Annotated in this window: 13 protein-coding genes, 1 tRNA gene and 5 pseudogenes; 12 read left to right on the forward strand and 7 right to left on the reverse strand. The window is 34.7% G+C overall.

All coding sequences use genetic code 11. The features are described 5' to 3' along the window. Positions 1-671 precede the first annotated feature (671 nt). From GGR08_RS08315 to GGR08_RS05705, 9 genes and pseudogenes are all read left to right on the forward strand, one after another. A pseudogene (locus tag GGR08_RS08315) lies at positions 672-2,275 on the forward strand (ABC transporter substrate-binding protein). A gap of 243 nt (positions 2,276-2,518) precedes the next feature. Then, positions 2,519-3,970: an exodeoxyribonuclease VII large subunit gene (gene xseA, locus GGR08_RS05670; protein ID WP_183194408.1), complete on the forward strand. Its 1,452-nt coding sequence runs from the start codon at positions 2,519-2,521 to the stop codon at positions 3,968-3,970. Next, positions 3,948-4,574, forward strand: coding sequence for a DNA-3-methyladenine glycosylase I (locus GGR08_RS05675; RefSeq protein ID WP_183194409.1), 627 nt, complete (start codon positions 3,948-3,950; stop codon positions 4,572-4,574). The genes xseA and GGR08_RS05675 overlap by 23 nt, the downstream gene beginning before the upstream one ends. Before the next feature lie 1,023 nt (positions 4,575-5,597). Further along, positions 5,598-7,217 (forward strand): annotated as a pseudogene (locus tag GGR08_RS05680) (ABC transporter substrate-binding protein). Positions 7,218-7,598: 381 nt separating this feature from the next. Continuing rightward, entirely contained in the window at positions 7,599-9,200 is a 1,602-nt protein-coding gene (locus GGR08_RS05685) for an ABC transporter substrate-binding protein (RefSeq protein ID WP_183194410.1), read from the forward strand. A 112-nt stretch (positions 9,201-9,312) separates the two neighbouring features. Beyond that, entirely contained in the window at positions 9,313-10,386 is a 1,074-nt protein-coding gene (locus GGR08_RS05690; RefSeq protein WP_183194411.1) for an ABC transporter permease, read from the forward strand. Between the two features lie 2 nt (positions 10,387-10,388). Then, complete coding sequence (locus GGR08_RS05695; RefSeq protein ID WP_183194412.1) at positions 10,389-11,318, forward strand: ABC transporter permease; 930 nt, start codon at positions 10,389-10,391, stop codon at positions 11,316-11,318. A 79-nt stretch (positions 11,319-11,397) separates the two neighbouring features. After that, positions 11,398-12,195, forward strand: a pseudogene (locus GGR08_RS05700) (ABC transporter ATP-binding protein); the annotation flags it as partial. Continuing rightward, positions 12,182-12,964: an ABC transporter ATP-binding protein gene (locus GGR08_RS05705; protein WP_183194414.1), complete on the forward strand. Its 783-nt coding sequence runs from the start codon at positions 12,182-12,184 to the stop codon at positions 12,962-12,964. The pseudogene GGR08_RS05700 and the gene GGR08_RS05705, both read left to right, overlap by 14 nt. Positions 12,965-15,296: 2,332 nt before the next feature. Here GGR08_RS05705 and GGR08_RS08665 read toward each other — a convergent pair. Then, positions 15,297-15,446 carry a hypothetical protein gene (locus GGR08_RS08665; RefSeq protein WP_183194420.1) on the reverse strand — a complete coding sequence of 50 codons (150 nt, stop codon included), beginning with the start codon at positions 15,444-15,446 and terminating at the stop codon, positions 15,297-15,299. Positions 15,447-16,630: 1,184 nt separating this feature from the next. Here GGR08_RS08665 and ilvC point away from each other — a divergent pair. Further along, positions 16,631-17,650 (forward strand): ketol-acid reductoisomerase, encoded by a 1,020-nt coding sequence (ilvC, locus tag GGR08_RS05715; protein WP_183194415.1) that lies wholly within the window; start codon positions 16,631-16,633, stop codon positions 17,648-17,650. 356 nt (positions 17,651-18,006) lie between these two features. Here the strand turns inward: ilvC and GGR08_RS08565 are convergent, their stop codons facing one another. Both GGR08_RS08565 and GGR08_RS08570 read right to left on the reverse strand, forming a co-directional pair. Further along, positions 18,007-18,228 carry a hypothetical protein gene (locus GGR08_RS08565; protein WP_343050797.1) on the reverse strand — a complete coding sequence of 74 codons (222 nt, stop codon included), beginning with the start codon at positions 18,226-18,228 and terminating at the stop codon, positions 18,007-18,009. 327 nt (positions 18,229-18,555) lie between these two features. Further along, complete coding sequence (locus tag GGR08_RS08570) at positions 18,556-18,762, reverse strand: hypothetical protein (RefSeq protein WP_343050799.1); 207 nt, start codon at positions 18,760-18,762, stop codon at positions 18,556-18,558. A gap of 485 nt (positions 18,763-19,247) precedes the next feature. Between GGR08_RS08570 and GGR08_RS05725 the strand changes: the two are divergent. Together GGR08_RS05725 and GGR08_RS05730 are read left to right on the forward strand one after the other, a co-directional pair. Then, a pseudogene (locus tag GGR08_RS05725) lies at positions 19,248-20,193 on the forward strand (restriction endonuclease); the annotation flags it as partial. A 32-nt stretch (positions 20,194-20,225) separates the two neighbouring features. Then, positions 20,226-20,429, forward strand: a pseudogene (locus GGR08_RS05730) (helix-turn-helix transcriptional regulator). 101 nt (positions 20,430-20,530) lie between these two features. Here GGR08_RS05730 and GGR08_RS05735 read toward each other — a convergent pair. The 4 genes from GGR08_RS05735 to GGR08_RS05750 all read right to left on the reverse strand — a co-directional run bounded on the left by GGR08_RS05735 (position 20,531) and on the right by GGR08_RS05750 (position 23,776). After that, positions 20,531-20,606: transfer RNA gene (locus tag GGR08_RS05735), tRNA-Thr, on the reverse strand. Between the two features lie 177 nt (positions 20,607-20,783). Continuing rightward, positions 20,784-22,142: an acetyl-CoA carboxylase biotin carboxylase subunit gene (gene accC / locus GGR08_RS05740; RefSeq protein ID WP_183194417.1), complete on the reverse strand. Its 1,359-nt coding sequence runs from the start codon at positions 22,140-22,142 to the stop codon at positions 20,784-20,786. Positions 22,143-22,156: 14 nt separating this feature from the next. Further along, on the reverse strand, positions 22,157-22,657 hold the full coding sequence (gene accB, locus GGR08_RS05745; protein ID WP_183194418.1) for an acetyl-CoA carboxylase biotin carboxyl carrier protein: 501 nt from the start codon (positions 22,655-22,657) through the stop codon (positions 22,157-22,159). A gap of 246 nt (positions 22,658-22,903) precedes the next feature. Beyond that, positions 22,904-23,776, reverse strand: coding sequence for a DsbA family protein (locus GGR08_RS05750; protein ID WP_183194419.1), 873 nt, complete (start codon positions 23,774-23,776; stop codon positions 22,904-22,906). Positions 23,777-24,696 lie beyond the last annotated feature (920 nt).

Here is a 24,696-nt window from a genome sequence, read left to right on the forward strand (position 1 = left end):
AGTGCATTGAAAAGATATTTTTGCTGAAAAAATGCAAGCAATGAATTGGATGTTTTAAAGGAGCAAAGGCATTTAAAATACAATGTTAAAACAAGTTTTATTATGTACGAGAGCTTGAGAGGATATATCAGAGATTTGTGGTGCCCATATTTCTTTTGTTTTGAAAATACAATAAAATTAGAGATCGTTATTTGACGGGGAATTATGGAGAAAATTAAATTCCTTTTGCAGAAAGGGGGAGATGGTTGATGTTGGAAAATGGACGATTTTTTTGTTTTATTGAAATATCAAATTGTTATTAGAGCTTTTTTGTTATGAAGTTGATTAAAATAACCGATGGTAATGCTTTGTGGCATAAGAAATACTAGAAGAGACAAGCTTTCTCAATGAGAGAGAAGAAGTCTTTGTTTTATAGTTTCAACGGTAGAGGTTATGATAGCATGAATAGGTTCTGTAATGAGTGACCGTTCGTTTATATTAAAATGTTTTCCATTGCATGTTTTTGTTTGGTTCGGCTTCTAAATATGGATAGGGGGGATGATTGGTAAGTGCTGTTGTTTGAAAGTTTTAACACTTTATTTTTAGGCACTTGTGGTTTTTATAATCTTATTATTCTGCACGTTTTTATTGCGTGGAGGAATTTATACAAGAAACGTTAAAAGAGACAGTCTATGCATTTGAAGAAAAAGATATGGAGAAGGAAGAAGTTTTTTGTTTCTGCTCTTGTGGCATTGGAACTGGTTGTACAACAAGTTTTAGCAAAAACTTTAGCGAATAGCCTTGTGAGGTGGTGGCTCTCGATTCAACAAGCACATTTGATTCAGCACAAATCAAGGCTGTTATGGTAAGGAAGTTTTTGTCAATGTTTGTGATAATTTAGTTGAAGCAGCTAAAGATAATGCAGCTAAACTTATTGCCTCTTTAGCAAAAAGCTGGAATGTTTTAAGTGATACCCAGAGAACGGTGAATGCTTTTTATTGGCGTGATGGTTTAAAGTTCAATGATGGTTGTCCAGTTAACGCTCTCACTTCATGATTTTGAGATGAGTTGTTAAATTGAAGGTGATCATTGCGGTTACATTTAATGAATATGGTTTCACAGAAAAAATGTTGATGAAGCTTTTCAGCTATTGGATGAGAAAATGGTAGTAATGAAATGTGATAAATCTTATCCAGAATAACTTATCCTTAGCCATTTTGCCAATCGACGTACTTTTGCTTTGCTGGATTGTGAGACAATTATAAAACACGAACAAGATGGTGATCTGGGAAAACAGTATTTAGCACGTTATTCTGTCTATATTGGTCCAGTTAAGCGATTGGCATCCTGGAAGCTCTTTGTATTGCATGCAAATCCCAAAATTATTAGGTCCGGTTGCCGCAATGGAAGAAGATTTTAATTCTCCATGTTTTGGAGTTTGGAACACAACATTTACTATTGCAAAAATACAACATTGATATGGCACATAATTTGATGCCAGAGGATTTGGCAGATCTCCAAGAGACAACAGATATTAAAGTTGCAAGGGTGTTGGAGATATCCTGATTGCAGGGGGATTTAATGTGACAAATCCAATTTTGCTAATGAAAAGTGTATTTGGTGATGTGTTATCTTAGTTGACTATGAAAAACTTAGTAAGACGCTTTTCAAAGATGCTTGTGTTTCACGTGCAAGTTTTATTCCTCTTGGTAGTTTTTAAGCTTTGAATGAAAAAGAAGGACAACTCTTTAAGCTTGATTTTCAAAAAGCAAAACAGCGTTTAACGGAAGTTGGTTACCTAGAAGATTTTGAGACCTGTTTTTTGGGGTGCTTTTCCTTATCCTTTTGCTTTGCCTGTTGCTTAGTTTCTCCAAGATAAGGTAGATGTACGTTTTAAAATTGAATGTTTTGTAAGCATGAAGTTGTTTTCAAAACTATCTGGACATGCTTTTGATACAATTTAGGGGGATGGATAATGATTTTGCAAATTCCTATACAATGGCTTTATGCTTTATTTACAATCCTGATAATTGGTTTGAGGCTAAAAGGACAATCTATGCTAGTTGATGCCATGGGGATTGGGATGAAACTATGAATCAAAAAGTTCAGGAGGTGTTGTTTCAAAAAGATTCACAAAACGGGCGCAAATGTATGCTGATTCGCAATATGAACTTATGCAGAAAGGTCTCTATGCCCTTATTCCTCAGACGTATCACACTCTAGCGATGACAACTTGATGTAAAAATGGATTTGGAATACTACGTCACGTGTTTTTTATAGTGCAATTGAAAAATAATTTTTACTTGTAAAATACAAAAAGAGCGCAATCATGATAACCGCGATGCTTGCATAGGATTTAAAAAATTTGCAATACGTCAAAGTTCATGGATAACAAGTGGATAGTATGGACAATGCAGGGATATGGTGTAGAGAGAATGTACTTTACAAGATATTCTGTTTTTAAGAGATCTTTTATCTCATTAAAGATATGTTTACGTAGATGTTAAAACTAGATATTTCAACTTGCGTGGATTGAAAAATGGTAAATTTATTTGGTGAAAAAATAAGTGTAACGAATGTCGCGGAATTTACTGTTTCCGAAATAGCAGGGGCTTTAAAGCGGGTTGTTGAGGAAAAATTTGGTTATGTACGGGTGCGTGGGGAGATATCAGGTTACCGTGGTGCTCATGCTTCGGGACATGCTTATTTTTCTTTAAAAGATGATAAAGCGCGGTTGGAAGCTGTCATTTGGTGTGGAGTGATGGAAAAGCTTAAATTTCCTCCTGAGGAAGGGATGGAAGTGGTAGCTGTTGGTAAACTGACGACTTATCTAGGGGCATCAAAATATCAAATTGTCATTGAGGCTCTTGAACCAACAGGGGTTGGTGCTTTGATGACACTTCTTGAAAACCGTAAGAAAAAGTTTGTAGAAGAAGGTTTATTTGATGAAGAAAGGAAAAAACCTTTGCCTTATATGCCCCAGATTATAGGCGTTGTAACATCACCAACGGGTGCTGTTATTCGTGATATTATTCATCGGATATCTGATCGTTTTCCATTGCATGTTTTGGTTTGGCCTGTTCGTGTTCAGGGGGAAACAAGTGGGAGAGAAGTAGCTGCTGCTATTGAAGGTTTTAATGCTCTTGCTCCAGGAGGCTTTATTCCAAAACCTGATCTTATTATTGTTGCACGGGGAGGGGGAAGTTTAGAAGATTTGTGGGGGTTTAATGATGAAGCTGTTGTTCGTGCTGTTTATGCCTCTGCTCTTCCCGTTATTTCTGCTGTTGGGCATGAAACGGACTGGACTTTGATTGATTATGTCGCTGATTGGCGAGCTCCAACTCCGACAGGAGCTGCAGAAAAAGCTGTTCCCGTCAAGCTTGATCTTGAAGTGTGTGTTGCGTCGCTAGGAGCACGTTTGCGCAAGAGATTGGCGCGGTCTTTTGATTTTCATCAACAAAAGTTGTGTGCAGTCAGACGTGGTCTTCCTACTGTTGATCAACTTTTCGCTCTACCCCGCCGTGCTTTTGATGAAATTTCAAGTCGATTGCAGCGTGCTCTTTGTGTGAGTTATGATAAAAAACGTTTTTCTTTTCACACTATTCGTCTACGTCTTTCGCTACGTTTGTTAAATAGTGAAAAAGCACGACGTAGTACAAAGGAATATACAGCGCGTCTTCATCGTGCTTTTATCTGTAGTATGGAAAAACAACGTGCCCAAATGGAGGTTGCATATAGGCTTTTAAAAAGTACTTCTTATCAAAATATTTTAGAGCGTGGTTTTGTTTTGGCTTTAGGGCAAAATAATAAGCCTATTAAACGCTTGGCCCAGTTTCCTAGAACAGAGAAAATAAATTTGCGTTTTTTTGATGGTGATATCAGTGTTGCAGCACAAGAATCTGTTTCTGCTAAAAGTTCAAGACACAAACAGATAAAGTTGTCTGGCAATCAAACAAAGTCGGCTGGCGATGACCAGGGAACTCTCTTTTAATACGATTAACCTCATGCTTGCAGAAGGTCTTCTTAAGGGAGTGGATGGAAAGGTTCGTTGCGCATGGGCTGGAACTGATCCACTTTATTGTGCTTATCATGATAACGAATGGGGAAAACCTGTTTTTGAAGATATCTGTTTGTTTGAAAAAGTTTGTCTTGAAGGTTTTCAAGCAGGGCTTTCTTGGTTTACAATTTTAAAAAAACGGTCTGCTTTTCGCATTGCATTTGATTACTTTGACTTTGAAAAGATTGCTCATTATGATGAGCTAAAAGTGCAAGCGTTGATGCAGAATAAAGACATTGTTCGCCATCAAGGAAAAATTCGATCAGTGCTTAATAATTCACTTAGGGCGCAGGAAATTGTAACAGAGTGGGGGAGCTTGGCCCATTATTTTTGGTTTTTTCAGCCACCACAATCAGAGCGTTATGAAAAGATAGATTTTCAAACTCTATCGGTCCATCCTATAACTCCTGCATCTCTTCGTCTTTCTCAAGATTTGAAGAAACGCGGCTGGACATTTATTGGTCCTACGATTTGTTATGCTTTTATGCAGTCTGTAGGGATCGTTAATGATCATCTTGAAGGGTGTTTTTGTCGATAAATTGGCAAAGTTTTTTATGAGGTTAATCTTAATAGGATAATTAGTATATGTCCAGATACAGATTAGATAACTCCACTGTATCGGATAGTTTAAGACTATAATTTGATATGATTAAAATATTTTGCGTTTCTTTTTTAAATAGGGATTATAGGGTCGCTTTTAGATGGAAGAGTGTTCAATATATAAGATAGATTATGCAATTACATACTTTAGAAAATTCCCGATGAAAAACGATGTCCTGTTAAGAAAATTGTTCGCACTTTTGCTCGTTTAAAAGATAGAATTGTGTAACATGGTTTAGGAGTAATGTTGCGCTTTAATTTTGAAAGTTTTTGATAGAACATGTTTTAATATGTAGGTGAAGAAGGTGATGTTGGTTTATTTGTATGATTGTTGATTGCTCAATATGTTCTTAGACAATATAGAACAAAATACAGCTATGAAAAATTGAAATTAAATAACCCAGACGGCTTGTGTTAGATTTTATTATCTGATAGCTTCTTTTTGAAACTTAATTTTCAAAAGATTAAGCAATTTTTGCGGGGCAGAGGTTTAGAAAAAATATTTCCTATGTTTTTTGCTGTTTTAGTTCTGTTTTGATCATGAAGTAAAGATGTGACACATCTTAAAATTGGGTCTTTTAAGGGGATGAGGATTTTTGAAATTTGCATATTTTATTTTAAATACCGCTTAAGAAATAGAAGAGTGAGTTCATAAATCGTGTTCAATGATTTTTTAAAAATTTTATCATTTAGGGGGGCTACAAGGTTTATCATTTTGATGATTAATTAAGGGCTGATATGGCTTATTATCATGTGTAAAGAGATATTATGAAAAGAATGTGAGATTGATTAGAAAAATATAGATTGCATGTTCTCTATGGTTTAATTGACCCTTAAACTAAAGGATTTGTAAAGTGGGTGACTCTGGGTAAGCGATAAACGCATTTGTTCAATTTGTACAATTGTAAATTTGCCATGTTATTCCAGCATTATTAATTGATAAAAATAAAAGGAAAAGTCTATGACCTTGAAAAGGAAGATATTAAAAAGGAGCAGCTTTCTTGTTTCTGCGCTTATGATGCTTGGGTGGTTATATAGCCCATATCAACAAAAACACCAGCTAATACACTTGTAATGGCTTGGAATATATATTAATACAATTAATATATTTCAATGATGTTTATATTAAGTGAAATTGTTCGCAATACTTAATATTTGTGATAACTTGATTAAGTATTGCTACAGATGGTCCTGTTAAAATGGTTCCCGCTTTAGTAACACATTGGGATGTTTCAGATGATGGTCACAGTACTGTGGTTGCCTTTCATTTTCGTGATAGCTTGAAGTTTCATAATGGTAGACCAGTTAATGCCAATGATTTTGTTGGGGATATGATGCGGATCGTCAAATTACAGATGGCCAAGGCGGAAATTTTTAATGAATATAGAATTTTAGAGCAAAATGTTGATGATGCTTTCTACCCCTGATGAGAAAACAGTGGTAATAAAATTTGATAAGCCTTATCCAGCGGAAGAGCTCATTCTTAACCATCTTGTTGTGATTTCTGAAACGGTTTTGCTTGATCGTGGGATAATTATGAAGCACAAAAAAGGTGAAGATCTGGAAAATCAGTATTTGAGAACACATGCTGTTTGTGTTGGTTCTTATCAGTTAAAAAGGCACCCTCGAGAAGCAATTTTGTTGCGCGCTAGTTCCAACTATTGGGGACAAGCCTCTAAACTGAAGCAGATTTTAATTCATCATGTTGTGGATCCAGGAGCACAACGCTTGTTGTTGCAAAAGCATGATGTTGATGTTGCTCGTAATTTTTCCTCAGAAAAAATAGGTTTTGTCATATTGAATCCCCAGTGCATCATGGATGGCTCTAACACTGCTTCAGTTTTAACATCTGTTGTTTTTTGCAGGTCTGCAAAATCTCTAGGTGTAAAAGTGCGCTTGGCAATGCGCTATCTTATAGATTATGAAGATCTTGGCAAAAAGATTTTCAAAGAAATTAATATTTCGCAGGCGAGTTTTATGCCTTTTGGCAATTTAGGGGTTTTGGATGAAAAGGAAGGGCAACCCTTTAAACTTGATATTCGAAAAGCCAAGAATCTTTTAGCAGAAGCTGGTTATCCAAACGGATTTGAGAAAAAAATTCTCGTATCAAATGCTCCTTATACTTTGTTCCCTGCTCAATCACTCCAAGATAGTACTGCACAAGCGGAGATACATCTTAGAATTGAACATGTGGCAGGTATACAATTTCTTTCAAAAATCAATGCTCGGATTTTTGATACGGATTTTGTTGGCTGGAGTAATAATTCTGTGGATCCTCATACAATGGCTTCACATTTCGTTTATAATCCAAATAATCGATTTGAGGTTAGAAATACAACCTACTCTAGTTAGAAGCATAGGTATTCTGATGTTAAGATGAATCAAAAAGTTGGAGATGCATTGTTTCAAAAAGATTCACAAAAATGGGCGCAAATGTATACTGATTTACAACGAGAACTTATGCAAAAAAACTTATGCGTTTATCTATCAACAATATAACGTTCTAGCAATGACATCCGATGTTAAAAGGTGGGATTGGAATAGTACATCACGTATTTTTTATAATGGAATTGAAAAATAAGAGTGTTTTTTAGTTTTGATAAATACGAAAAGAGCTCGCTCATATATTATATGAAGAAAATATTTTCCCACATAAAAGCTCTTCAGTTTTTAAAAGATGAAATTGTGAGGAATGTTTGTAGAGTATATGATTAAGGTTGTTTATAGGAAGAAATGAATATGGAAAGTTATATTAGGGAGGATCTTTATTTATGGTTATAGATTCTCTGTGTTCCGAATATAAGATTGATCTATAGAGGGATTATTTTATAAATGTTTAGTTTGATTAGTTGAATTTGATGTTTGATACCATGCTGTTAAAGAGATGAAAGAGTAAAATCACAATCCTTTGTGTGCAAAGGTGCAAGAACACAAGAGGAAGAGATAAAGTGGGGAAAAAAGAATGTTAAAAAGAATTTGTATTTTATTAAGCATTATAGGTTTTTTAAATGGAGCTGTGACATCAGCATTTAGTGCTTCATCTAAGGATATATTGGTGATGGCATGGAATATTGATTCAATTAGTAGTTTTGATCCAGCGCAAACTGTTGAGGTTGTAACGAGTGAGTTATTGATGAATATTTGTAGCGCATTAGTGCAATATGATGAACATGATCCTACAAAAATTCGCCCTGCTATGGCACAATCTTGGGATGTTTTAGATAATGGCAAAAGAATAGTTTTTCATCTTCGTGATGATTTAAAGTTTAATGATGGAAGAATAGCAACGGCGCAAGATTTGGTATGGTCGATGCAACGGATTATTAAATTGGGATTGAGCTATGCTCAATTTTTAAAGGACTATGGGTTTACCAAAAACAATGTTGAAACAAATATTCAGGCTCTTGATGATAAGACTTTACAATTAAAATTAGATAAACCCTATCCTATTCAGATCATATTGACTGGTATTGGGCAATCTTATACTTCTGCGTTGCTTGATCGGAAGACAATTGAAGCACAGAGTATTAATGGTGATATGGGGAATAAATATTTAGCAACACATTCAGCTTGTGTTGGACCTTATAAATTGGTGAACTGGTCTCCAGGGGATAAAGTTGTATTAGAAGCTACACAGCATTATTGGGGTGATGTGCCTAAAATTAAGCGGATTGTTATTCAGCACGTAGCGGATTCATCAAGTCAAAGACTTCTTTTGGAAAAAGGTGATGTGGATATAGCGCGTGATCTTTCTGCAGAGGATATTTTAGATCTTGAAAAAAAAGGAGATTCGGTCAAAATTAGCCGTGTTTTGCGCCCACAGATTATTTATCTATCGTTAAACAATAAAAATACAATTTTTGCGAACGAAAAGGTCCGATTGGCACTTCGTTATTTAGTTGATTATGAAGGTCTTGGAAAAACTGTTTTGAAGGGAATTGCTATACCTCGGGCTACTTATATGTCTTTGGGTGTTCCGGGTGCTTTAGATGAAAAAGAAGGTTTGCCTTTTAAACTGGATTTGAAAAAAGCAAAACAGCTGATTACTGAGGCTGGTTATCCTAACGGTTTTAAAGCTAATCTTTTAGTTGGAAGCCTTAGTTATATGTCTTTTGTTGCCCAGTCTATTCAAGCCAATGCACGTAAAATCGGTGTTGAGCTTGCAATTGAAAAAATGGCACAAAATCAATTGTTGAATCGTGTACGGGGCGGAAATTATGATACTGCTATTATGGGGTGGGGGAGTGCTGATCCTGATGGACATGCTGCTTCATTAAATCACGTGTTTAATCCTGATCCAACATTTACAAAAAAGCATAATATGTATTTGGCTTGGCGTGCTGGATATTATGATGAAAATGTTAACAAAATGGTGATGGATGCTTTGTTTGAGCAAGATCCCAATAAGCGTATTGTGCAATATCGTACTTTACAGCATTATGTTTTAGAGCATGGTCCTATGGTTTATTTATTTCAGACATATTATACCGTTGGCATGAGAGATGATATCAAAAAATGGGTTTGGAATAGTTACAGGCTTTATTACAATGAATTAGAAAAGTAAATAAAGCATGTGATAGAAAAGGATTGTAGAATATACTTAAATAAGCGGATTGTTTCATTATATGGAAAAAGGTATTCGCTTTATATTTTGTTGCTACAAAGGGAATTTTATAATGATTTTGCCACTTTCAGAGATTGAAAGAGCTGTATCAGAAAAGCAGAAAAAAATATTTTTATGGGTTTTTGTGTTCCAGGGATTAAAATTCCTTATTTCAGTTGTTATCACATTGCTTGGATTGGTGACGATTACTTTTTTTCTTGGTCATCTTCTTCCTCTAGATCCGGTTTTGTCTATTCTTGGTGATAATATCAGTCAGGAGGCTTACGATGCAATGTATTATAAACTGGGACTTGATAAGCCGTTGATTGTTCAATATTGGAAGTATCTTCATAATGTATTATTGTTTGATTTTGGAGATGCTTTAACTTCTGGGCGTCCTGTTTTAGTCGATATTATGCGCGTATTTCCTGCAACATTAGAACTTGCAACTGTTGCTATTGTGATTGGCACAAGTCTTGGAATTCCATTTGGTGTTTTTGCAGCAATGTATCGCGATTCATTTATTGATTATGTTGTTCGTGTTTTTACACTTTTGAGTTATTCCACTCCGATATTTTGGCTTGGTTTAATGGCATTGTTAATATTTTACGCCAAGCTTGGCTGGATTGGTGGTCCAGGGCGTATTGATTTTCTTTATGAAGATACTTTTGAACTCAAAACAGGATTTTTTCTTTGGGATACAGCAAGCCAAGGACAATGGGAGGCTTTTGGTAATGTTTTTAGTCACATTATTATGCCTGCTTTGATCTTAGCTTTCGGTGCTATGGCTTATATTAGCCGTATGACTCGTGGATTTATGATTGAGCAGCTCAATCAGGAATATATCATTACTGCACGTGTAAAGGGATTATCGTGGGCGCGAACGGTTTGGGGACACGCTTTTAGAAATGCTGTTGTTCAGGTTATTACCGTTGTTACGCTTTCTTACGCTTTTTTATTAGAAGGTGCTGTTTTGACAGAGACCGTTTTTGCTTGGCCTGGTTTCGGACATTACTTGACAAATGCTCTTTTAGCCGGAGATATGAATGCAGTTGTAGGATGTACTTTACTTGTAGGATTTATCTTTGTCGCCATCAATTTATTTTCTGATTTGCTTTATCGCATTTTTGATCCAAGGACGCGCTGAATATGACAGTAAGCAATCATCACAAATCGCAATCATCATCTGCTTTGGGAAATTGGTTAAATGATCCTGTTCCACGGTCCATAATTCAAGCGAGCATACAAAGAATTCATTATACACTGGTTAAGTTTTTTCATAACTTTTCGGCTGTGTTCGGTCTGCTTATTATTTGTATTATGGTCATATGTGCATTTTTTGCTCCTTGGATTGCTACGCATGATTTTCTTAGCAATGATCTGGGGAATCGGTTGCAGCCACCTTCTATGGCGCATTATTTGGGGACGGATGAATTAGGACGTGACATTTTTAGCCGCCTTGTTTTTGGTTCCCGTCTTACTCTTTATGTTGTTTTTCTTACAGCAATTATTGTCGGTCCAATAGGGCTTATCGTTGGAACTGTATCTGGTTATATGGGTGGATGGGTTGATATTGTGCTTATGCGCATTGTCGATATTTTTCTTGCTTTTCCAGGTTTGATTTTAGCTCTGGCATTTTCAGCTGCATTGGGGCCTGGGATCGAAAATGCTTCTATTGCAATTTCAATTGTAGCATGGCCGCCGATCGCTCGTTTAGCACGTGCTGAGACTTTGATGATACGTTCTTCTGATTATGTTTCTGTAGTTCGCTTGCAGGGGACTTCTGCTTGGCGGATTATTATGTTTCATATTGCACCCATGTGTATTCCTTCAGTAATTATACGATTAACTTTGAATATGTCTGGGATTATTTTAACGGCTGCTGGTCTTGGATTTTTGGGGTTGGGAGCTCAACTTCCGAGTCCTGAATGGGGGGCGATGCTTTCTTCAGGGCGGGAATTTATGATGACAAATTGGTGGTTGGCTGCAATACCAGGCTGTGCAATATTATTTGTAAGCCTTGCTTTCAACCTTTTAGGTGATGGTCTTCGTGATGTATTGGATCCACGTAATGGGTAATAAATTATTAGAAGTGGAAGATTTACGTATTTCTTTTCCTACAATATACGGAATTTCAGAAGTTGTGCGCGGCGTTAGCTTTTCTGTCGGAAAAGAAAAAATTGGAATTGTTGGTGAATCCGGATCTGGAAAATCTATGACTGGGCGCGCAGTTTTAAGGTTGAGTCCAAAATCAGCAATTGTTAAAGCTAAGAAAATGTGCTTTGGAGATGTCAATTTACTGACTGCAAATGAATTTCAGATGCGGAAAATCCGAGGTAGGCGTATTTCAATGATTTTACAGGATCCTAAATATTCACTTAATCCATTAATCCGGATTGGGGAGCAGATTATGGAGGCTTACCGTATTCATTACTGCGTTTCAAAAATTGAAGCGTGGGAGCGGACTATCTCTATGTTGGAATCTGTTCACATTCGTGATCCTGAACATGTGATGTATTTATTTCCTCATGAAATATCAGGGGGAATGGGGCAGCGTGTGATGATTGCAATGATGCTCATTCCAACGCCTGATTTAATTATTGCCGATGAGCCAACATCTGCACTTGATATTACAGTAAAGAGAAAAGTTTTATCTGTATTAGATGAACTTGTGACAAAATCTGGAATGGGACTTATTTTTATTAGCCATGATTTGAATATGGTTGCTGATTTTTGTGATCGTATTTTAGTGATGTATGCAGGACGCGTAGTAGAAGAGTTGCTTGCTTCTGATTTGTCTCGCGCTTGCCATCCTTATACGAAGGCTTTGCTTGCTAGTTTGCCACGGCTTGATAAGCCTGTTGATTTTTTGGTTGTTCCTGAGCGTGATCCTGATTGGTTGTATAATCCTACGATTATTAATGGTATTGAGGAGTTTCCTCATGACAAGTTGTGAGAATATTATTGATGTTGCTAATTTATCTGTAACTTTTGGTCATGGGCATAAGGCAGTAACAGTTATTAAAAATGTTCATTTTCATATAAAACGTGGTGAAGCTTATGGTTTGATTGGTGAATCCGGATGCGGAAAATCAACTATTTTGAATACATTGGTAGGGCTGATTCCAGATTATAGTGGAGAATTCCTTTTTGCTGGACAAGAAGTCGAAAAAAAAAGAGGTAAAGATTTTTTACGTTATATCCAAATGGTTTTTCAAGACCCTTATGCTTCGCTTCATCCAAGAAAAATGGTCCATACGGTTCTTTTTGAGTCTCTTAAAATCCGTGGTATGGATAATCAAAAGGAGCGGATAGAGGATGCTTTAGATTCCGTTGGTTTAGATTCTTCATTTCTTTATCGTTATCCTCATGAGTTATCTGGAGGGCAGCGTCAGCGTGTCGCTCTTGCACGTGCTTTAATTATTGAACCAGAGGTTTTGTTACTTGATGAGCCGACATCTGCATTGGATGTGTCGGTACAGGCTGAAATTTTAAACTTGTTGAAATCGTTGCGAGAAAGAAAAAAGCTTACTTATTTGATGGTGTCCCATGATCTTGCCGTTGTTGCACATATTTGTGAGCGTGTTGGGATTATGCATAAAGGGATTATTCTTGAAGAGCTTAGCAACGATGAATTACGTAATCTACATGCACAACATGATTATACAAAGGAGTTTTTTAAAGCAAGCGTTGAGTCTATCGCTTATAGAGAAGGAAAAGTATGATAAATTTTACCAGAAAAGGAAGCCGTTTTTTTGGAGTTCCTTTTATTGTAACATAGATTTTTTCATTTTTTATTTTTATATTATAAAATTATTTCGGGATAGTATTTTTATCATATTATGTGTTCTTCCTTATAATTTGTATAAATATAATTTATGAGATAAATTGCTCTTATATTATTATAATTTATTTAATTATATTTGTAGAATATTTTCTGTGATATTTTTCTAATGAATATTACAAAATATAAATAAGTATTTGAGTATTTCATAAGTTAAATTACGAATTTTCTGATTTTTTATGGCATAAGTTTTATTTTACTGTCTTTTGCTTTTTTGATCCTTTCTGGTCTTATTTCTCTAACAATGTCTATTTCTATTTCTTTAAAAAGGGGAGAGTAGGGATTTTACAATCGTAAATAATAATTATTAAAATCTTTTAGTTGTTTTCAGTCATAAAAAGACAGAGCTTTTTAGAAAAAGAAATATAGATTTATGAATTGAAAAACCAGTACACTATGCTGCTTTTTTTATTCAATTTAATAGAATGAATAGGCTTGCTTTAAAGCCTTTTTAAAAACTGATAGGCGTCTGTCTCCTGAAAATTGCTCCAGAGATACCATTTTTTTGAATCTTTTGTTGCTAACTCATAACACTATAAAGGGAGAAATTGTAAGACAGTTGCGCATTAATGCCAATGCTACCTTCAAGGGAAGTATCTATGAGATCAAGGTTAAAGTTTTTGCCAATCTGGATGGTACTATTAACACCAAAAGGTTTGATTAAATTTATTTTTCCAAGACTTTAGTTCTTCGGAAATTCCATCTCCTAACAACCTGTTGGCATAGATTTTCGATTTATTAAGCTTGACTGTACCGATTGACAAATTTTGAATATCTGCGCTGTTATTTTCAGCGATAGCTTCAATAAGAACTCAGTGCTATTTTCAACGTGAATTTCTAGTTTGGTTAAATTGATTTCATTATTTTCTCATATTTGTAGTTCATTTCATTCATCTATATTCGTTTTCAGTAAAGCTGCTACTTGTATGCTTATATTTTCTGCTGTTGTAAAAGTATTTGCTAGATTAATTTGTCCGAGAATTGTTGCCAATAGTACAATTTTTTTCTTCTATTTTATTTTCTATCGCACTCTGTATGTTTTCATTATCACCATTAATCGTGCTATTCTTTTCTTCAACTAGATACTAGTTTAGCGTAAAAATATAAAAAAATCAACAAATTATATAAGATTCTTTTATAAGAATCCACACTTTATATATGTTTTTCATTTGATCATAATCAGATTAATAACTGGTTTTGGTGTTGCAATGCTACGGGTCGATTTTCTCTGAAAACAATGCAACACATAAAGAGATTTTTTATATTGTACCGTTTAAATAATGTGGTAAGTTTTTTGAATATCATGTTCAACAATTTCCAGAACATTGGCAGATTAAAACCCCTTGAGAGCCTTAACATTTTTCTCTTTTATCTCTTATCTGGAGTAAGATAAAAAATATAGCCAATCCTTTGTTGAATTAAGATCAGAAAAATTTTTTATATCTTTGAGTGAAGAGCCAAGCCATAGGATGCATTTTATTTTACTCATAATCATTAATATATCTATATGGATATATTTCAAATGGTTATTTTAATTTTGTAATTTTTTAATAACTATTATTAATAAAATTGACTTGATAAAAATGGTGACAAAAAACCATAATTATTTATTTGTTTTATGAAAAGCTGCTTTGAAAAAACCAACGCTTGCAAACGTAAAAAGACCGTTTTTAAAAAAGCATTTGTTTAACAGGCATTTGTTTTGATTTTAAATGTAAATCATTTGAAATTGACTTACTTCAATTTCTAATTTGATACCTTAATACATTTTCAAAAGTTGAATCATTATACCTTTCGTATTACAAACACTATTGAAGCATATTAATTATAGACTCTATGTAAGAGCTGTGTTTTGCTAATATAGCTTTTTCTTTCTTAATAGATTCGTTTCAATTTCAAATGGTTACCTAAAAAATGAGGCCGTTAGGTTTGAAGTGGTGAAAAGCATTTATAGGCTTTGTAATCCAAATGAGTGAGTAAAAATCATATGCGTCATTTAGAAGAATATAAGGTCGTAAAGGTAAAGAACCAATCGCAAGCCTTATTGCCATTTTAAATTCAGTTTTACGATTTTCAAAAGCATCTAAAGCAATGTCTTTTCAGTAATGAGATTACTTATTGCCTCATGCTTTTGTTGTATTGCATTCTTTATTAATGGGGGTACAACCTTCGCGTAAAACAGAACGCCATTATGTTGTAGTTTCACGAGTTTTTTAAGAGACCTTCCTTAAGGCATCCAAGACACCCAAGCCCATTTCACGACGGTGTTCATGAATGATATATCGTAAAATCCATTGAGAATCTCCATCTTCACACTTATGGAGAAGCGAGTTGGAACCATCATTATACTTGCTAGCCTTCAATGTTGCGACAGCCCTTGTATTAAGATGGGTTTATAAGAGCTATTTTTACTCCTTTCTTGTATAAATTTGGTCCTATACATTCATCTTGCTTGTGACGTGCAAGCAAGTAGTTTTGATTGATTCAACATAAACAGACTTGGAATGAGAGAATCCTGTGATAGTCGGGATTTTCGTTCAACGCACTAAACAATAAATTATTATTATAAATTAAAACGTTATAAAGACATCTCTCAATATGTTTAAGCCCATTTCACAATGCTACCCGTATATAGTGGAATATAGAAATCTTCATGAATGATATCGAAAATTATTATGTATTATCATTTTACATTATAAAGATATAAGTTAGCACCATCATTTTTTTCTAGTTTAATGTTGCTGCAGCTGTTTCTGCGAGTTGGTTTACAAGAAAGATATTCACATGCAATTTTGCTTGTTATGTGCAAGGGGTGATGATTTCATCATAAACAGATTTGAAATCAGAAAATGCTTTTTATAAATAGGTTCAATGCAATAAAAGTTGTTGCAACATTGGGAGTGAGCAAATAGAATGATGGGGTCGACTTGTAGCTTTACGAAGTAAAGAGGGATAAATCTTAAATTATTACAGGGGCCTTTTGAAAACAGTTTAACCTTTTTAATAAATGTATGAGTGAATAACACAATGTCATTCTTTTTTGCGTGAGAAGTGTGACTATTAACGAATGTAAAAAGTAAAAGTACCCCCTCTATATTATTCTAAAAATATTACTGTATATGCTTTCTAAAGGTTGCATTAAAAAAATATTTATTACTTTACAATTTTTTTGCTATCCATATTATTTTGATTTGTGTTAAAAATTATATATTATATTTTAATTTTTAGATTATAATATTTTGTTGTGCAATAGAAGAATAGAATATTAGCATATATGTTTTCTTTAGAAATCTTCTTTTGTGTAATATATCGTTTTTGTGGGGTGCAGTTGGAGTTTATTTAGGGATCCGTTTATGTTTTGGGAATGTTTAGGAGCCACAGTTTTTTCTATACAATATGTAAGCTTTAAAGGTTATTCAATTCCTCTGTTTTTATAAGCGGTGTTTTTTATCTTTATAGTATGCGATGCATTGAAAATAATGTTTCTTATTTATTTAATCAAAATGATCTTACATCCAGTTTAAATGGAAAAAGAAGGAAGTGTTTTATGCGTGTTTATTATGATCGCGATGCGGATATTAATCTCATTAAAGGGAAAAAAGTGGCTATTGTTGGTTATGGCTCTCAAGGGCGTGCGCATGCTTTAAATTTGAAAGATTCTGGTGTCCAGAATGTGCAAATAGCTTTGCATTCAGGATCGGCAACAGTTAAAAAGGCTAAGGCTGATGGTTTTGAAGTGGTGAGTGTTGCTGAAGCAGCAAGATGGGCGGATCTCATCATGATGGCAACACCAGATGAATTGCAAGCTGAGATTTATAAAGAGCATATTCATGACCATCTACGTGATGGAGCAGCGATTGCTTTTGCTCATGGTTTGAGCATTCATTTTGGGTTGATTGAACCTAAACAAAACGTTGATATTGTGATGATTGCTCCTAAAGGTCCAGGTCATACAGTTCGTAATGAATACCAACGTGGTTGTGGTGTTCCTTGCTTAATAGCGGTGGCACAAGATGCTTCAGGGCATGCTCATAATGTAGCATTATCTTATGCATGTGGTCTTGGTGGCGGACGTGCTGGGGTGATTGAAACAACTTTTAAAGAAGAGTGTGAAACTGATCTCTTCGGTGAACAAGCGGTTCTCTGTGGTGGTCTTGTTGAACTGATTCGAGCAGGTTATGAAACACTAACGGAAGCAGGTTATGCACCAGAAATGGCTTATTTTGAGTGTTTACATGAGGTTAAACTAATTGTTGATCTCATATATGAGGGGGGTATTGCGAATATGAATTATTCGATCTCTAATACAGCTGAGTGGGGCGAATATATGTCTGGTCCACGTGTGATTACGGATAAAACCAGAGCAGAAATGAAACATATATTGAAAGATATTCAAACGGGTAAATTTACATCGAATTGGATTCAAGAATATAAAGGCGGTGCTGCTCATTTTAAAAGTATGCGGCGTTTAAATGATAATCATCCTATTGAAGAAGTTGGCAAAAAACTTCGTTCTATGATGCCTTGGATAAAGTCGAATGCTTTGATTGATAAAGAGCGTAATTAAAGCATTTATAGAAATATTTTGTAAACAGCTTTTAGAATTTTATAGATAAATATCAAAAAAGGGTATCTTTAATTTATCCTTTTTATATATTTTCTTGAATATGAACTTTATTTTTCAAGTTTTTGCGTAATTTTTTAAAAAAAAGTAAAGTATGCAATTCATAAAAATATAATAAACCACACTGGAATGTATTTTGAAGCCATAACAGTATCAGATTCTAATGACAATAAATAATGGATGGAAAGAAAATGAGAAGTATCCAACACATAGAAACGCTCTCTAGCCTTTTGTAGGGGAATACAGCATTCTGGAGAGGATAATCATAACGGTGGACAAATAGCTGATTAAAATGATAGTCAAAATATAAACAAAGTTGCAGCAATTGTTGTAGAAATTGTGAAAGCAGCTATGAGGGTTGGGGATAACGATGCAATTGCATAACCGAATAAGATGAATAAACATGAAATGAATAATGCGTTTTCTGGAATGTAGTTACAAGAAAGTTTTCTTAAAAAATTAGGAACCTCTTTTTGCATTTCTAGCCCATAGATTGTGCGGTTGATTGAAAAAAAATCCACTATTTGCTGAAAATGTGGTAGCTGTGAGGATAACAAATTTCATTAAACTAGAAGCAGTTAGAATATCAATAAGTGCATAGATTGTTACAAATGGGATTTTTCTTGAACTGATTTAATCCCAAAGCGTTCCAGATATAATCACAAGAAGAGAAAAAATATGAATCCGATAAGGATTGGTATTAAATTAACCGCTTTTGATAAGGCTTTTTGAAGCTCTTTTACTTCAATAGTAATTGTCTCTGGCCAGTTCAATATCAACAAAAGAAAACATGACAATTTGAAAAACAACAAAAAATCTGTAATTCTTCGAAAAACATTTCCACCATTCTATCCTTGACCAAGGGAAGCAATTGTATTATTTAGAAAGACAAAATCGGTGAGGCTTATATAAAATTCCACAACAATCAAGATTAAAATTGCTATGGTTTTGATAAAACCGAACAGAAACTCAGGCTCGCCAAATAATTTTACAGTAAAAAGGTTAAGTATTAAAAAGGATGTAAACCTCATATGAAATACTATCAAGACCATCATGGTTATGAGTTTTGACGGTTGCCCCTTTTAGATAAAAAAACGATAAAAATTAAAAACGTTATATTTCAATGTGTTAATATTTTACAGATCTTTAAAAAACAACCCATATTGATAATATAACCTCTGAATTCAATCAATAATATACGTTTTGAGGGGGGGTGATGATTTTTACACCTTCAAAACCTATAAGAAAAATTCGTCATAAAACTCATCAAAATACTCATTATGATATTTTAATGTACATAGTTCATTTGTCTTGATGAATACGTGAAACGAACAGCAAATTTCACTACTTTGCTGATCTTATTCCATGGCATGGGCTATGGATAAGTACCTTTTAAAAGCCTTTGAAAAAAATATATCGGCTTTTTTCGCAGTTTTCTGCATTCTTTTCTTAATTCATCCAAAATGGATTTAATAAGCTTCGCTTTGATTCTTTTGAAGAGAATTAAATACCTCATACCAAAACGGAGCCAGGTTGTAATATGTTTTATCCTCTTTATTCTGATAACAAACGCATCTCTTTACGCTCTCTCTTACAATCTTATCGTGAACAAGCACTATCAGAGCAAGAAAAGCAAGCCGCTTTTGAAAAGTTTGTCATTGCTTATTTGACGCAAGACTCGCTTCAAAAGCAAGAATACGAAAAGGTTCTAATTTATAGAGAGGTCGCGGACAAAAAAGGGTGGAAAGGAAGCGATGCAGACACTGATATTGATTTGGTAGCTAAAATTCGTGATCAAAAGGATTACGTTGCTATTCGTTGTCAATTTTATGAGGCCAATCATCAGATTACCCAAGACGATATTGAAAGCTTTATCGCCATTTCTGGTAAAAAGAGATTTAAATACCGTCTTCTCATTGATAGCACAGAAACAGACTTAAGCGAAAATGCCCATACCATGATTGAAGGGCAAGCCGTTCCGGTTTATCGGATTAATCTGTTTGACATGGACAATAGTCAAATCGATTGGGGTATCTTTGATAAGACAGGCAACATTGTCCTTTACGAGCAAACGAAGAAAAATCTTTTAGATCATCAGAAAGAAGCGCTCAAAGCGGTTTGTGAGGGTTTAAAAGAGGCCGACCGTGGCAAGCTGATTATGGCCTGTGGGACAGGAAAAACTTTCACCAGTTTGAAAATAGCAGAGACCATAGCCGGTCAAGGCAAGCATGTTTTGTTTTTAGTCCCCTCGCTAGCTCTGATGTCACAAAGCATTTGTGAATGGACAGCCGATGCACAAGGGCCTTTGCTTTGCAGTGTGTTGCGATAAGCAAATCGGCAAGCGTCGTAAAAACCAAGAAGATGATGGTGAAATATCGGCATCTGATTTAGCTCTCCCTGCTACCACAGATGCCTCTAGGCTTGTCGAGAAAGTAGGAAACTCTTCTCCCCATGCGATGAATGTTATTTTTGCGACCTATCCGTCGAGATAAGTGATAAAAAAGAGAAAAGTAATCAGATGATATTTGATGATGGAGATAGCTATGTAACGACATGTGAGTGTGCACAGATTTTTAGTGTATCCACAACAACGATTCGCAATAGGGTGCTTCAAGGAGTGTTTCCGGAGCCATATAAGCTAGAGAGAGCAGTGAGATAGAGAAAGAAGGAGATCTTAGCCTTCGCTCCAAAGAAAAATAAGGAGCAAATAAGAACAAATTAGATAAAATTATACAAACTATAGAAGGTGGTCTAAAAGGCAGTCTGAAAATGGTTATTTAAAGGAAGAAAATCTATATATTTCAATATACTGAATACATAAAATGGTGCCCCCAGAGAGACTTGAACTCCCGACCCCCTGATTACAAATCAGGTGCTCTACCAACTGAGCTATAAGGGCACAATCACGTAGCTACCACAAACTCACAAAAAGGAAAACAGAAAATTATCAATTTCTGTGCATATTAAAGAAATATAATAAATAACCATTTTACTTCCCCTTCTAGCACTTTTTACAGCAATGTTGCAATCATTTTTTATATTGATCTCATCAAAAATTCGCCATTTCGCTGTTGAATTACGAATCTAAAGATCTTGATTGATGAGCAAGGTATTTTTCTAACCAGTGAATACTATAATTTCCATCAGCAACATCTTGATTATTAATAAGATCGCGAAAGAGAGGTAGTGTAGTTTTTATCCCATCAACGACAAATTCATCTAAAGCACGCCGCAAACGCATCATACATTCTAAACGGGTGCGTCCATGAACAATCAGCTTCCCAATCATGCTATCATAATAAGGAGGAATACGATAACCTGAATAAGCGCCTGAATCAACGCGAATTCCTAAACCTCCAGGTGTATGAAAATGTGTAATGGTTCCAGGGGATGGAGTAAAGTTAATAGGATCTTCTGCATTAATACGGCATTCAATGGAGTGACCAGAGAAACAGATATCATCTTGTGTTACTGACAGCTTGCAACCTGATGCAATCTGAATTTGTTCATGGACTAAATCTATACCTGTAATTGCTTCAGTTACAGGATGCTCGACTTGTAAACGTGTATTCATTTCAATGAAGTAAAATTCACCATTTTCATAAAGGAATTCAATAGTACCTGCCCCTCGATAGCCAAGTTGGGCACAGGCGTTTGCAACAATAAGACCAATTTTTTTTCGCTCAGTTTCATTAAGTGCAGGTGATGTAGCTTCTTCCCATACTTTTTGATGCCGCCGTTGAAGAGAACAATCGCGTTCTCCTAAATGAATAGCATTTCCAGCACCGTCACCTATGATTTGAATTTCGATATGACGAGGTTTTTCTAAATATTTCTCTATATAAACAGCGTCATTACCAAAAGCTGCTTTTGCTTCTGAACGCGTTGTTTTGAGAGCTATAGAAAATTCTTGTTCAGAATGAACGACTTTCATACCACGCCCACCACCGCCGGCAGAAGCTTTGATAATAACTGGATAACCAATTTCATGAGCTATGCGTAAAGCATCTTTTTCTTCAGTAATAGCCCCATCTGAACCAGGAACTACAGGAATACCAAGATTTTTGGCGGTTTTTTTTGCTTCAATTTTATCGCCCATGGTTCGAATATGAGTAGCCGTTGGACCGATGAATGTAATATTATGGGCTTCTAGAACATCTGCAAATTTTGCATTTTCAGAAAGAAAGCCATATCCTGGATGAACAGCATCAGCTCCTGTAATTTCACAAGCAGCAATAATTTGTTGAATACTCAGATAAGAATCGCGAGCGAGAGGAGGGCCAATACAAACACTTTCGTCAGCGAGGCGAACATGCATTGCATCTGCATCAGCAGTAGAGTGAACAGCTACGGTTTTTATGGCAAGTTCTTTACACGCACGTAAAACGCGAAGAGCAATTTCTCCCCGATTAGCAATGAGGATTTTTCGAATCATAGCTGCTCCTCGCTTTATTCAACAACAATAAGTGGTTCACCAAACTCAACAGGTTGACCATCTTTGACAAAAACAATGGTTACCGTGCCCGAGCGCGGTGATGAAATTTGATTCATTGTTTTCATGGCTTCAATGATAAGTAATGTCTCTCCTTCAGAAACGTTTTGTCCTACTTCTACAAAAGGTTGTGCTCCTGGTGAAGGTGCCAGATAAGCTGTCCCCACCATTGGAGAGGTGATAGTATTTTTTGATTGATCTTCTTGAGCAGATTGTATTGGAGTTTCAGTTGTTGGAATTGGAGAAGATGTTACAGAAAAAGTAGGAGTAGAAACAGGAGCATAGATTGTTTGCTCGGAAGAAGTTGGGGTATTTTGGCGTGAGACACAAATACGAAGCTTCCCTTGTTCAACTTCGATGTTCGTTAAATTTGTATCATTCAAAATTTCGGCAAGATCACGAACAATTTTCGTATTAATTGCAGTATGCTTTGCCGAATCCATTTTTTTTATTGCCATTTTATTTCTAACTCCTTGATCAATGAAGATCGTCATTATTTTATGACCGAATATCTCTAGATTCGGATGATATCTTTTGAGCCTTTAAAGGCATTTCTTTCCTTTAAGTTATTATTCTTTGCAATTTTAAACTCATATTTTCTTCTGTAAAATCACATTTATAAGCTTGTTATCAAAAAAGCGAAAGCATAAAATTATCTCACTTACAGTATTCTTTCTAAAATTGATTAGGTTTGAAATAGATATTTACGGTGTGTCATCGATTGCTTGTTTTAGAATATCTTGATTAGCTGCGCCGATGAATATTTTATTACCAATGATATAAGAAGGGGTCCCTGTAATATGAAGTGTAGAGGCAATTTGAATATTCTCTTTAAAAGCATTTTGCAGATTAGGATCTTTTATTGCATGGCGTAATTTTTTTTCATCGATTCCTAATGAAACAGCTATTTTTATAGCTTTAGCTTCATTTGCACGTCCCTGAGACATTAAAAGTGTTTTGTGAAACTGAGGATATTTTTCTGGAAATTGTTTTCGAAATGCGTAGGCAACAGTATGAGCCGCCGTAGAATCAAATCCCAAGATCGGTAAATCCTTAATAATAACTCGTAGATCTGGGTATTCTTTTATCAAGCCTTCTATATAGGAATAAGAATTTTTACAAAACTCACAATTATAGTCAAAAAAATCAACAAGTACCTTTTTACCATTTGGATTGCCTAAAACAGCATCATAAGGAGAGTGAAAAATTTCTTTTTCTAATAAATGAATGGCTGAAGCTTGTTTTTGGTTTTCGTATTCAGTTTGTTTTTCCAACTTGTTTTGAAGGATAAGTTGCATTTCAATCATAATTTCTGGGTGAGTAAGAAGATATTCCCTGATAATTTGTTGAATATAATGAGAATCAGTATGTGATATTATTTTTTCTTTAAGTTTAGATAAAAAGCTAGAATCTTCTAAAAGTTGTGTTTTAAGTTTTTCTAAACTTAAATGATTAACTGATTTCTGCGGGGATATTGCGTTTGAAAAAGAAGGTGAAAAGATTAAAAGACTCAACATAACTGGGACTAAAATTTTTGAAATAAGTATTATTTTCGAGTTTTGAGGTTGATAATTCATCTGTATACCTTCATATTTTCTATTGTGTTATTGAGTGAACTATATGAAAAGCGTTATCTATGTGCAACAAAGCATTTAGCTATAGGGTGTATGAATCGATTTTTTTCTAAAAGATTTCATATAATTCATCTTTGCAAGGATTATGTTTTCGAAAAAGTAAAAAAATCTTCTCTATTATTTATCAAATGTTACTAAGGCATCGAAAAGCTTTTTATGCGTATTTATTTTGGAAAAAAACACATATGATCATATAATGAAAAGCACTTATATTATTTTTTATTCTTGCTTTATTGAGTACTGTAAACACAATTAAATAATGAAAAGTAGCTATCATTCATAACAGTTTATAAATTTTATGATAGGTTTTTATCCCAGCACAAATTACATTGTTTTAAAATTTAATTGTTTAGAATTATCGATAATATACGTTTAAGATCACGTCTTGTTTTAAAGATTGTATTGTTAATAGCATAAAGAACAAAATTATTAGTTCCCCAAAATTGGGGAGCTAAAGTCTATATCTATTCTAGCGATATTTTATTACCTATTAGAAAGTAATCGTTTGCAACTGTAAAAAACGGGTTTTGTTAAAGCTATCAAGCGTTTTGATTTGTTTGATAGGTTTGATTTTAGACAATGTGTTATTTGAATTCACTCAGCTCGAATTTGAGTTTAATATTTTGAAACGTTTTAAAAGAAGCGTCATGATCAAGGGCTTTGTTTTATATGAATCTCTTTAAAGATAAAGACGTTATGTTTGATACGCTTGATAGCAACGAAAAGCGTTTTAGAGGCTCTCTCATTCAAAAGAGTGATTAAAGATCATACGCATCGTTTACATTCCTTTTGATAAGTTTTCATATCTTGAATAGAGCACTTGCGATAGATACGTTTTGTATATATGCGTTTCATTACTCCAT

The sequence above is a fragment of the Bartonella fuyuanensis genome (genome assembly GCF_014197255.1).
Classification (GTDB): Bacteria; Pseudomonadota; Alphaproteobacteria; order Rhizobiales; family Rhizobiaceae; genus Bartonella; species Bartonella fuyuanensis.